Here is a 12,007-nt window from a genome sequence, read left to right as displayed (position 1 = left end):
CGTATGCCGTCGGGCAACGGTGGCCATGCCGAGAGCGGCAGCGCCCATCCGGGCGAGCGGCGCGGCGGTCGGGGCAATCCGCCCCGCGGCGCCCAATCGGCGCGCGGACCTCAGGGCCCGTCGGCACGCGGCCCCCAGGGCTCGCGCAGCCAGCCGGCCCGTTCCAGCGCGGAGCCGGTGCGTCGTCAGGTCGAGGCAGCGCCAGCGGCGAGCAGCGTGCCAGCCAACCCGGCCGCGCCCGCCGCCGGGGCCACCGGCAATGCCGGGCAGGGCCGCGGCGGTTTCGGCGCAGCCCTGATCTCGGCGATCACGCGGCCGTTCGGGCGCTGATCAGGAGGGACATCGGGCGCTCGGAGATCGGGCGAGCGGGCGGGGCGGTATTCGACGATCAGCAGGCGACGATCGGTTGCCGTCGCATGCCCCAGGTCAGCTTGATCGAGGCCCCACGGGACGAAGGCTCGTGCGAGAGCATGGACTCACTTGCATTGCGCGATCGGGACTTTGGACTCGACCGCATCCCGGCGGACATCTCCCGCCTCGCTGCCCAGTGCGCACTGAACCCGGCCGCACCGCCCTTGCCGAAACCCCACCGCCTCACCCCGCGAACGGTGCGAAAATCCCGCTCATGCAACCCGACCTAGAAGCCCTCACCGAAAAGTACGTCTCGCGCACCCCCCACATGCGCGATATCGGCATGCGCGTCACCCGGGTCGAGCCCGGCATCGGCGGCATGATGCTGCCGGCCCGTGCCGACTGGCTGGGCGACCCCGCCCGCGGGCTCATGCACCCCGGCCCGATCACCGTGCTGGCCGACTCGGCCTGCGGCCTGGCGGTGGGCACCGCCGTTGACCGCAAGGTGCCCTATGCCACGCTCGATCTGCGCATGGACTACCTGCGCCCCGGTGGTCCCGGACAGGACACCCATTGTGATGCCCATGTCTATCGGCTGACCCGCAGCGTCGCCTTCATTCGCGCCGAGGTCTGGCAGGAGGAACGCACCCAGCCGATCGCCACCGCCCAGGCCGCCTTCATGCTGTCCACCCCGGCCGGTACCCGCCCGGCCACACCCGGGGGCATCTCGGTGTCATCGGCGCCCGCCGAGCCAGCGCCGAGCACCTGGCAGGCCCCGCCGGCCAGCGAACCGGTGATGGCCGAGTCGCCGGTGCCCTATCTGCGCTATCTCGGGCTGCATGAATCCCTTCAGGACGGGCAGCCGCTCTACCGCATGCCCTACCAGGACAAGATCATCGGCAACCCGCGGCTGCCGGCCATCCACGGCGGGGTGATCGCAGGGTTCTCGGAGAGCGCGGCCATCCTGCACCTGGCGCGCACCCTGCGCGGCAGCAAGCTGCCCAAGAGCATCGATTTCGCGATCGATTACCTGCGGGCGGGCCGCCCCGAGGAGACCTTCGCCAGCTGCGAGGTGGTGCGGCTGGGCGCGCGGGTGGCCATGGTGCTGGTGCGCTGCTGGCAGCGCAGCCCCGACTACCCGATCACCGTGTCACGCGGCCACTTCCTGCTTACCGATCCCCAGGGCTGATCTCAGACCGGGCTGAGCTGGGCGATGCGCCCGAACAGCGGCTCGGCGGCCATCGGACGGCCGAGGTGGTAGCCCTGCGCGTAGCGGCAACCCAGGGCAAGCAGCATCTCGGCCTGCGAGGCGCTCTCCACCCCCTCGGCCACACAGACCCGGCCCAGGCTGCTGAACATCGAGAGCGTGCCGCGCACCATGCCGCTCACGCCCGGGTCGGTCTCCATCGCCGCCAGGAAGGAGTGGTCCATCTTCACCTGGTCGAAGGGCAGCTCGCGCAGATGGCCCATCGAGGTGGCACCGGTCCCGAAGTCGTCCAGAGCCAGGCCCACGCCGGCCGCGCGCAGGCCGTCGAGCGCCGCGCGCCAGCTGCCGGCATCCAGCCGCGCCTCGCGCTCGCTCACCTCGAACTGCAGGCAGGCCGGCGGGATGCCGGTCTCGGCCATCACCGCCGTGACCCGGTCGCGCAGCGCGCCCGCCGCCTCGAGCTGCACCCGAGACAGATTGACGCTGACCCGCGCGGGCGCCTGCGTGCCGAGCTGCGATCGCCACTGCATGAACTGGCGGCTCGCCTCGCGGATCACCCAGTCGCCCAGGGAGAGCATCAGGCCGGACTCCTCGGCGATCGGGATGAACTCCCCGGGTGAGACGTCGCCGAGCCGCGGGTGGCGCCAGCGCGCCAGCGCCTCGACCGCAACGATCGCACCCGAGGACAGGTCGATCACCGGCTGGTAGGCCAGCGAGATCTGCCCGCTGTTCATCGCATGCACCAGCGAGGTCTGCAGCATCAGCCGGCGTTCACCGCGTCGGCGCATCGGCCCGTCGAACACCACCGAGCAGCTGCCGCCGGCCCGCTTGGCCTCGTACATCGCCACATCGGCATCGCGCAACAGATGCTCCGCGCTGGCGCTGCCCTGATCGGCCAGCACGATGCCGATGCTCGCCGCAGCCTGGACCTCGCGGCCACCGAGCTGGAAGGGTGGCGCCAGCGCAGCCAGCAGCCGCCGGGCCAGCGACTGGGCGGCGCCCTCGCCATTCACACGGGCGAGCAGCACGAACTCGTCACCGCCGAGTCGCGCCACCAGACTGCCGGTGTTGGAGTTGGGATCGAAATCGCTGGCGCGCAGATTGCGGCGCAGCCGCTCGGCGATCTCGCGCAGCATCTGATCGCCAGCCTGGTGGCCGAGCGTGTCGTTGACCTGCTTGAAGCGGTCGAAGTCGATGAACAGCACCGCGAAGCGGCGGGCGGGATCGAGCCGCAGCGCCCGCAGCGAGGCCTCGAGCCGCTCGCGCAGCACCAGCCGGTTGGCCAACCCGGTGAGCGGATCGCTGCGCGCTGCACTGACCAGCTCGCGCTCGCGCGCCCGGCGCTGGCCAAGGTCCTGCACGGTGGCCCAGATCACCTGGCCGTCGTTCGGATCCTCGATGCAGGCGCCGGTGATCAGCGCACTGACCCGTGTGCCGTCCAGCGCCAGCAGTTCGCGCTCCACCGGGCCGATCACGCCGGTGGACTGCATCAGCGCCCGCTGCACCGAGTCATCCTCGAGCCAGGAACCCAGCGCGATCACGCTCGGCCCGGCCTGCGCGAGCTGCTCGCGGGTGCAGGCGAGAAGGTCGAGGAGCGCGCGGTTCGCGTCCAGGATGCGGCCGTCGCGCAGACGCACCACCAGCATGCCGGTTGGCGACAGCGCGAACAGGCGCTGCAGCGAGGCCGGCCGCGGTGGCCGCTTGATGAAGCCTCGACGCCGGAGCGCGATCGCCCGGGAGGCGCTGGCGGCCCGCCAGGGCGTCTTGCCCGACGGGAGAACGGCTTTTCTGGAGGGGATCATGGGCGGGGAAGACTCGTCCGGCGGAAGGCCGATACCGGGCTTTCGGCCCGCCCCGGGGGCGCTGCAGGGGCCTCTGGACGGACGGCCAGCAGCGCTGGGCAGGCGGTGCGCCTGCCCCGATGCGCTTCAGCCCGCGGGCATGAACACGTTGCGCCCATCGACCTGGCTGACCGTGCCGGGGCGGCCCAGGCCCTCGCGGTTCTGCAGATCCCACAGCACCGCCGGATCGGCCGGCGGATTGGCCAGGAAACGCTCGCCCGTGGACTCGAGCCGGCCGAACACCGCGCCCCACTCCGGGCCGCGCCGGCCGTGCATCACCATGTAGGTCTCGATGCGCGCGGCGCCGCTGGGCGTCTCGTTGAAGGGCGCCTTGGGCAGGGCGTCGAGCTCGGCCTGCAGCACCGAGGGGCTCTGGCGCTGCCAGCGGCCCTGCACCGGCGTGGTCGAGTACACGCCGAACGAGTGCTTGGTGACGTAGTTGCCATTGGCGGTGACCAGCCCGAAGCTGCCCGGGCGCGACCGCACCCGCCGCACCATCTCGGAGATGGAGTGGGTGACATAGTTGTTGCCGGGGCCGCCGAAGAAAGGCAGCCCCCCGGTCACGGTGAGCCCGCGCGGGTCGTCCTCGGCCAGACCGATCTCCTGGCAGCCGATCTCCACCGCCGACGAGAAGCAGCTGTAGAGATCGAGGAAGGTGAAGTCCTCGATACGCCGGCCCGCCATCTCGAGGGCCAGCCGGGAGCCCAGACGGATGGCCGGGGAGGAGTGGAAGTTGACCCGCTCCGAGGCATACCAGTGGTCGTGACCGTCGGCGCAGCCATGCAGGAACACCCACTTGTGCTCGGGAATGCCAAGCTCGCGGGCGGTCTTCACCGAGGTCATGACCACCGCCGCGGCCTGGTCGATGAAGGCGTTGGAGTTCAGGAAACGCGGATACGGGAAGCCGATCCAGCGGTTCTCCTCGTCGACCGTGATCAGGCGCTGCGCGTCATGGCCCTCGCGGCGGGTGGCGAGCGGATTGGCCGCGGCCACCCGGGCAAAGCCGGCCATGAGCCGGCCGATCGCCTGCATGTGGGTGGCAATATCGCGGCCGCGCGCACCACGGATGCCGTTCTCGAACAGCGGGTACATCGCGATGGCCGCGCGCAGGTTGTGCTTTTCTTCGTGGTCGCTCCAGCCGCGGCGCGAGTCGCCGATGAGCTCGGGCTCGCCGCGCGGGCTCTCGGCCCAGAGGCCGGGCGGCGAGTTGCGCTCGATGGCGTGCTGGGTGCGCAGGGCCTCGCCGCCGCACAGCAGCACCCCGCGGGTTTCGCCTGCGGCGATTTCTTCCGCGAAGCGATTCACCAGGTACTGCGGCATGTTGCCGCCGGCATAGGTGTAGATGTGCCGGGCGGCATTGAGGTCGAGCCGGTTGGCCACGCTGCGCGGCGGGTTGCTCGACGAGCCCAGCGGCGTGGCGAAGCGCCACGAGGTGTCGGCAAAGGAGCGCAGCATGGCCACGGTGTCGATCGCCCCACCGATGCCGGGCGCACCGGTGTCGTCGAGCGCCACGCGCCCGGCCTGCGCGATCAGGTCATAGGGCGAGCGCGCCTCCAGGGCGGGCGTGGTGGTGTCGGTGATGTCGCCGCAGCCCACCAGAATGGGCATGCGATCGTCGAGCGCTGGCATCGTCGTGAGCTCCGCAATCGTGTCGGGGTTAGCCGGATACGATACCCGCGCGCCGTCACCGCGCATCGCCGGCGCGCAGATTGCGACATGGGCCGTGCCGCGGCGGCTGCGTAGAATGCGCGCCTGCCCGCCGTGCCGGAGACCGTGATGGCCCAGGTCCTGCTGATCAACCCGAACACCACCGCCTCGGTCACCGACCGGCTCGCGCCGCCGCTCGCCGAGGCCCTCGGTGCGGCCCACCGGCTGCGCCTGACCACGGCCCGCTTCGGCGCCGACTACATCGCCTCCGAGGCCGCCTACTGCGTGGCCGGCCACGCCGCACTCGACGCCTATGCCTGCGCCGGCGAGGGTGCCGATGGCGTCCTGGTGGGCTGCTTCGGCGACCCGGGCGTGTTCGCGCTGCGCGAGCTCTGTCCGGGCCCGGTGATCGGGCTGGCCGAAGCCTCGATGCGGCTGGCCGCGCGGCGGGGGCGCTTCGCGATCGTGACTGGCGGCGTGCGCTGGCGACCGATGCTGGAGCGGCTGGCGCGAGCGCTCGGCCTGGAAAGCTCGCTGCAGCAGATCGAGCTGGTGAGCCTCACCGGCGCCCAGCTCGCGGCCGATCCGCCCGGCGCGCTGCGCCTGCTCGCCCGCGCCTGCCAGGACGCGACCCGCAGCGGCGCCGACTCGGTGATCCTGGGCGGCGCGGCCCTGGTGGGCATGGCGGCCTCCCTCGCGCCGCAGGTGCCGGTGCCGCTGATCGACAATGTGCAGGCCGGCGGCGAGATGATGCGCGAGGCGCTGGCCACGGCCGCGGGCGCCGCGCCCGCCGGGCCCGACGGCGCGCGCTGGCAGGGCATCAGCGCCGAACTGGCCGCGCTGCTCGGCCCGCGTGGCTGAGCAGGCCGGCCGCGATCAGCCCGCGCGGCCGATCGGCTCGGTGCGGGTCAGCAGCCAGTCGAGCGCGTCGCCCTGACAGCGCGGCGCGAGGCGCTCGCGCACCGTGGCGTGATAGCGGTTGAGCCAGTCGATCTCGTCATCGCGCAGCAGCGAGCGCTCGATGCAGCGGGTGTCGATCGGACACAGCGTGAGGGTCTCGAAGGCCAGCATCTCGCCGAAGCGGTTGCCCTGCGGCCCGTCCTCGGGGGTGCGGGCCGGCACATTGAGCACCAGGTTCTCGATGCGCACACCCCATTGCCCGTCGCGGTACACGCCCGGCTCCACCGAGGTGATCATGCCCGGCTCCATGGCCATCGCAGCCTCGGGGATGGCCTTGCTGATGCTCTGCGGCCCCTCGTGCACATTCAGGAAGTAGCCCACGCCGTGCCCGGTGCCATGTCCGAAGTCGAGGCCCTGCTCCCAGAGCGGGGCTCGGGCGAGCGCGTCGAGCATCGGCGACAGGGTGCCGCGCGGAAACACCGCCCGCGACAGGCCGAGCGTGCCCTTGAGCACCAGGGTGTAGTCGCGCTTCATGGCCGCGCTCACGCGGCCCACCGGCCACACCCGGGTGATGTCGGTGGTGCCACCGAGGTACTGGCCGCCGGAGTCGATGAGCAGCAGGCCGTCGCCGGCGATGAGCGCCTCGCTGCCGGGCTCGGCGCGGTAGTGCGGCATGGCACCGTTGGCATTGAAGCCGGCAATCACCGGAAAGCTCAGGCCCACGAAGCCCGGTCGGCGCGCGCGCGCGGCCGACAGCCGCTCATCGACGGTGATCTCGGTGATGCGCTCGCCGCGCGCGAGCGCCTGCTCGAACCAGGCGTAGAACTCGCACATCGCCACGCCGTCCTCGATCATGGTCTCGCGCACGAAGGCAGCCTCGGCCTCGCTCTTGCGGCTCTTGGCGAGCGTGCTCGGGTTGATCGCCTCCACCACGCTCACCGCGGCCGGGACGCGTTCGCGCAGGCCCAGGGTGATGCGTCGCGGATCGAGCAGCAGCACCGCGTCAGGGGGCAGGGCCGCCAGCGCATCGGCGGCGCGGGCGTAGTCGGCCACCTCGATACCGTCGGCGGCCAGCGCCGCGCGCAGCGCGGCATCGACCTTGCCGTCGCCGACGAACAGCGTGGCCCGTGCGGGCGCCACCAGCAGGTGGGCGAGAAAGACCGGGTTGTACTCGACATCGGCGCCGCGCAGATTGGTGATCCACGCGATGTCATCGACCGTGCTCACCACATGGTGGGTGGCGCCGCGCTCGGCCATGGCGGCGCGCAGGCGGGCCAGGCGCGCCGCCCGGCCCTCGGTGGCCTGCGGGGCGGCATGGGCATACACCGGCGCCTGCGGCAGACCGGGGCGATCGGGCCAGACCTGCTCGATCAGGTCGAGATCGGTGCGCAGGCTGCGGCCGGCGCGGTCCAGGGCGGTGCGCAGCTGCTGGCCGGCGCCCAGGCCGAGCACCTGGCCGTCGACCGCCACCGCCGCCCCGGGCGGGGTATGGGCGATCAGCCAGTCGATGTGGTGCACGGCCGCGCCGCTGGCGATCTTCACGAGCTCGATGCCGGTGTCGGCGAGCTGGGCAGCGGCCTGCACCCAGTACCGGCTGTCGGCGAAGATCGCGGCACGCTCGAGGGTGACCACCAGGGTGCCCATGGAGCCGGTGAACCCGCTCAGCCAGGGCCGGGCCTGCCAGCGCGGCGGCAGGTACTCCGACAGATGCGGATCGCTGGAAGGCACCAGCAGGGCCTGCAGGCCATGCTGGCGAAGGCTGTCGCGCACGCGTTCGATGCGCAGGCGCACGGGCGAGGTTCGGGTGTCCATGAGCCGATTCTAGTGCCCGGCGCGGTAAAGTTTCGCGATGGGCTTCCTGCAGCGCACCGTCACCGAGGGTCAGGCACGCCTCAGCCGGCTGGGCGCGATGCGCTCGGCGCGGGTCATCGGCACGCTGCTGGTCGCCTTCTGCGCCTGGATCCTGCTCGACAACCACCTGCTGCATGTGAGCACCGGGCTGGCCGAGCCCACCTACGACCTCATGGTGCGCTCACGGCTGCGCGCGGCCCCGCCTGACCCCCGCATCGTGGTGGTCGACATCGACGAGGCCAGCCTCGAGCGCATGGGCCGCGAGTTCGGGCGCTGGCCCTGGCCACGGGACACGCTCGCCACGGTGCTCGACCACATCGAGTCGCAGCAGCCTGCGGCCATCGTCTGGGACATCCTGTTCTCCGACCCCGACCGGCTCAGCCCGGGCGGCGACAGCGCCTTCGACGCGGCGGCGGCGCGCAGCCGGCACAGCCACTTCTCGGTGGTGCGCCTGCCCGAGAGCGCCGACCGCAACAGCGAGATCCGTCGACCGGCCCTGCCCGGGCTCTGGGCCCAGGCCGGCACCGCGGGCGACTCGGCCACCGTCGCCCTCATCCCGCCCTTCCTGGCCTCGGTGGCGGGCGCACCGCTGGGGCTCACCAATGCCTATCCCGATCCCGATGGCGTGATCCGCCGGCACCAGCCGGTTCAGCGGCTGGCCGACGGGGGCGTGCTGCAGTCGATGGGGCTGGCGGTGCTGAAGTCCCTGCAGCCCCAGGTCTGGGAGGACCGGGTGCGGGCCGCCGCAGCCAGCCCGCGACGCGAACTGGTCGCCTGGCGCAAGGTGTCGCAGGAGTACCCGCATGTGCCCTTCGCCGATGTCTTCGATCTCGCCGAAGGCCAGACACCGCAGGCGCAGGTGCCCTCGTTTCGCGGCCGGATCGTGCTGATCGGCGCCACGGCCACCGCCCTGCATGACTTCCATCCCACCGCGGTGTCGGCACGCCAGGGCGGCGTCGACACCCTGGCCACCCTGATCGACAACGAACTCAACCAGCGCGTCCTGGACGAGTTGCCGGCCTGGGCGCAGAGCGCGCTGGCCGTGCTGATGTGCGTGGGCATCACGCTGCTGGTGCGCTACCGCAGCCTCTCGGTACTCGACGGCGCCCTGATCGCCATGCCGGCGGTGCTGCTGGGCATCAGCTTCGCCAGCCTGCACACCGAGCGCGTGTTCCTCGACCTGCACCTGGCCACCGGCTCGGTGGTCATCTTTCTGACGGTGGTCAGGCTGTGGGCCGGTCTGCGCCGGCGCCACTGGTGCGGCGCGCCGGTGCTGGATGGCAGACCGATCGCACTGCAACCGATCCTGGCCGAACCCGCCTGGACCGAGGCCGGTCACAACCGGCTGATGACGCTGCTGGAGCGGCACGCGCCTGACTGCCGTCTGCTGCTGCCCGGCGGCGGCACATCCCGCGCCGACTGGGCGGAGTTCCGCCGCTTCGCCGCGCTGGTCGGCCCACCGGATCAGCTGCGCGCCGCCGCGCCGGCCCTCCAGCAGGGCATCACCGGCCTCGGTGGCACCATGGGTGTCTGCCAGATCCTGCCGGACATCGCCGATCGCACCGCGCTGGTCGCCGCCGCTCTGGCGGCCTGGCTGCCCGCTGTCCGCAGTTCCCCGACCACCCACCAGGAGGCGTCCTCATGAACCGCCTGTCAGCCCTGATCCCCGCCTTGGCCGGCCTGCTCGCCGCGCTCGTCGCAGCGCCCGCAGCGGCCGTCATCGACAATGTCAGCACCAATCGCGCCATCGAGCTGCGCGCCGACAAGCTGCCCAGCGCATCGGTGATCAGCAACCTGAGCGCCGGCGCGAAGCTCACCGTGATCAGCCTGGAGGGCGGCTGGGCGCTGGTCGAGTCCGGTCGGCAGCAGGGCTGGGTGCGCGCCGGCGCGCTGCAGATGCCGGCCGGCACCTCGAGCGCGGCCGGCATGGCCAGCGGTCGTGCGGCGCAGGGCAGCTCGGCGGTCGCGCTCACCATCCGATCGCTGGGCGGCCCTGGCGCGCGGCACGCCCTCCTGGTCTCGGTCGGTCGCTATGCCGATCCGGAGGTGCCCACGCTGCCCGGCATCGCGGCCGACCGGGAATCGGCGCTGCAGATCGCGCAGAGCCTGCAGGTGCCGGCACGCAGCACCCGCGCGCTGACCGACGACCAGGCCACGGTCGATGCGGTGCGCAGGGCCTTCTTCGAGCTGGCCAGCCGCGCCCGCGAAGGCGACCGGGTCTTCATCCACCTGGCGGCACAGGGCAGCCAGCAGGCCGATGCCGGCGGCGCCTGCGTGGCCGGGCTGCTGATGCACGAGGGCGGACGGGGAGGCTTCCTCAGTCACGCCGAGCTCGCCCAGATGCTGCAGCCACTGCTGCGCCGCACCGACAAGCTGTTCATGGTGATCGACGCCGGCAGCGCCGCGGCCGGCGCACCACCCGCGGGCTGGACCAACGCCAACGACGAAGGCGTGCTGCGCAGCCGCCACCGGGCGCCGGGCGCCGCATGCGCACCGGGCGCCCGCACGGCGGCCCTGGCCGACGAGCTCGCCCGCGGCGCGCCGCTTGGCGGCGAGACGGTGATCCTGGCACCGGTGCCCGGGGATCCGGCGCTCGAAGACGACGCCAAGGGCGGGCTGCTCACCCAGTTCACCCGCGACTGTGTGGTGCGTGACGCGAGGGAGGCGACAGTCAGTGGGGGCGCCGACACCGTGCGCCAGTGCGTCCAGGCCAAGCTGAACAACCGCATGCATGGCGATCCGGTGCTGCGCCCGCCGCAGGTCGGCCTTGCCGGCAATCCCGGCGCGGCGCTCATGCCGCCCGCCCGAAGCGGTCCCTGATCCGCCGGCTGGAGGCACGCCCGTGGCCATGACCCACGACTCCCGATTCGCGGCGAGCGCCTTCGCGCGCCGATTGCAGGCCAACCGCCTCACCCGCCGCGACATGCTCTGGCTGTTCGCCGCCGCCACGGGCGCGGCGGCCCTGCAGGGCTGCACCACCTCCCCGGTCACCGGTGAACGCATCCTGGTGGGCCTGACCGAGGCGCAGGAGCGCTCCGTGGACGCGCAGCAGGCGCCCCATCAGTTCTCGCGCGATCTCGGCGCGGTGCAGATCCCGGCGGTCAATGCCTATGTGACTGATGTGGGCAGACGGGTACAGGCCGGCGTGCACCGCCGCGACATGCCCTACAGCTACCGCGTGCTGAACGCCAACCATGTCAACGCGTACACCTTCCCGGCCGGCGCCATGGGGGTCACCCGCGGCATCATGGTCGAGATGCAGAACGAGGCGGAGCTGGCCGCGCTGCTCGGGCACGAGCTCGCTCATGTGAATGCCCGCCACGCCGCGCAGCGCCAGGGTCAGGCCATGGCCGCGCAGGTGGCGGTCATCACCCTGGGCGCAGCCACCAGCGACTCGCGCTGGTCGCCGCTGATCGGCATGGGCGCGCAGATCGGCGCCAGCGCACTGCTCTCCAGCTACTCGCGTGACAACGAGCGCGAGGCCGACGCGCTGGGCCAGCGCTACATGGTGCAGGCCGGCTATCCGGCCAGCGGCATGGTGCAGCTCCACCAGCTGCTGGTCGACGGGCACACCCGCCAGCCCAGCGTGCTCGAGACCATGTTCGCCTCGCACCCCATGGGCACCGAGCGGCGCGACACCGCGCGCCGACTGGCCGAGACCACTTACGCCGGCAGCCGCGGCGCCCCCGAGGGGCGCGAGCGCTTCATGGACAGCACCGTGGCGCTGCGCCAGCTCAAGCCCACCATCGAGGCCTGCAAGCAGGGCGAGACCGCGCTGGCGGCGAAGTCCCTGCCCGAGGCGCAGCGCCAGTTCGGCGAAGCGCTGCGCCTGAGTCCGCGCGACTACCCGGCGCTGCTGCGCATGGGCCAGACGCTGCAGGCCCAGGGCCGGCTGGCCGAGGCGCGGCGCCATGTCGATGCCGCCCGCGAGGTCTATCCCCAGGAGGCCCAGGCAGCGCGCCTGAACGCCTCGCTCAAGCTCGGGCTGCGCGACCCCGGGTCGGCGCTGCAGGACCTGGAGAGCTTCGAGCGCCTGTTGCCGGGCGATCCGTCGATCGGCTTCCTGAAAGGCGTTTCGCTCGAGGCGATGGGCCGGCGCGATGCGGCCGCGCGGGAGTTCCAGCGCTTCCTGGCAACCACCTCGCAGGGGGATGCGGCAGGCTATTCGGTGCAGCGCCTGAAAGCCTGGGGTTACCTGAAGTAAGGATGC

8 protein-coding genes and 1 pseudogene are annotated in these 12,007 nt (G+C 72.3%); 6 read left to right on the top strand and 3 right to left on the bottom strand.

Going from position 1 to position 12,007, the window contains the following annotated elements:
• Positions 1–330, top strand: a pseudogene (locus tag AC2H6A_RS13525) (hypothetical protein); the annotation flags it as partial.
• Positions 331–625: 295 nt separating this feature from the next.
• On the top strand, positions 626–1,540 hold the full coding sequence (locus AC2H6A_RS13520) for a PaaI family thioesterase (protein WP_484274125.1): 915 nt from the start codon (positions 626–628) through the stop codon (positions 1,538–1,540).
• 2 nt (positions 1,541–1,542) lie between these two features.
• Here AC2H6A_RS13520 and AC2H6A_RS13515 read toward each other — a convergent pair whose 3' ends face one another.
• On the bottom strand, positions 1,543–3,360 hold the full coding sequence (locus AC2H6A_RS13515) for a putative bifunctional diguanylate cyclase/phosphodiesterase (RefSeq protein WP_484274124.1): 1,818 nt from the start codon (positions 3,358–3,360) through the stop codon (positions 1,543–1,545).
• Between the two features lie 126 nt (positions 3,361–3,486).
• Positions 3,487–5,028, bottom strand: coding sequence for an acetyl-CoA acetyltransferase (locus tag AC2H6A_RS13510; RefSeq protein ID WP_484274123.1), 1,542 nt, complete (start codon positions 5,026–5,028; stop codon positions 3,487–3,489).
• A 147-nt stretch (positions 5,029–5,175) separates the two neighbouring features.
• Between AC2H6A_RS13510 and AC2H6A_RS13505 the strand changes: the two genes are divergently transcribed.
• Entirely contained in the window at positions 5,176–5,907 is a 732-nt protein-coding gene (locus tag AC2H6A_RS13505; RefSeq protein ID WP_484274122.1) for an aspartate/glutamate racemase family protein, read from the top strand.
• 15 nt (positions 5,908–5,922) lie between these two features.
• Here AC2H6A_RS13505 and AC2H6A_RS13500 read toward each other — a convergent pair whose 3' ends face one another.
• The gene (locus tag AC2H6A_RS13500; protein WP_484274121.1) at positions 5,923–7,758 is read right to left on the bottom strand and encodes an aminopeptidase P family protein; all 1,836 of its coding nucleotides are present in this window, start codon (positions 7,756–7,758) and stop codon (positions 5,923–5,925) included.
• A gap of 37 nt (positions 7,759–7,795) precedes the next feature.
• On the opposite strand from AC2H6A_RS13500, the gene AC2H6A_RS13495 reads away from it, so the two are divergent.
• The 3 genes from AC2H6A_RS13495 to AC2H6A_RS13485 are packed head-to-tail and all read left to right on the top strand — an operon-like array spanning position 7,796 to position 12,001.
• Positions 7,796–9,442, top strand: coding sequence for a CHASE2 domain-containing protein (locus AC2H6A_RS13495; RefSeq protein ID WP_484274120.1), 1,647 nt, complete (start codon positions 7,796–7,798; stop codon positions 9,440–9,442).
• The gene (locus AC2H6A_RS13490; protein WP_484274119.1) at positions 9,439–10,617 is read left to right on the top strand and encodes a hypothetical protein; all 1,179 of its coding nucleotides are present in this window, start codon (positions 9,439–9,441) and stop codon (positions 10,615–10,617) included. The genes AC2H6A_RS13495 and AC2H6A_RS13490 overlap by 4 nt, the downstream gene beginning before the upstream one ends.
• Positions 10,618–10,645: 28 nt before the next feature.
• Positions 10,646–12,001: a M48 family metalloprotease gene (locus tag AC2H6A_RS13485; protein WP_484274126.1), complete on the top strand. Its 1,356-nt coding sequence runs from the start codon at positions 10,646–10,648 to the stop codon at positions 11,999–12,001.
• Positions 12,002–12,007: the final 6 nt, after the last annotated feature.

The sequence above is a fragment of the Quisquiliibacterium sp. genome (assembly GCF_982640115.1).
The sequence above is the reverse complement of the archived record's forward strand: the minus strand, read 5'-3'. Positions and strand labels throughout refer to the sequence as shown.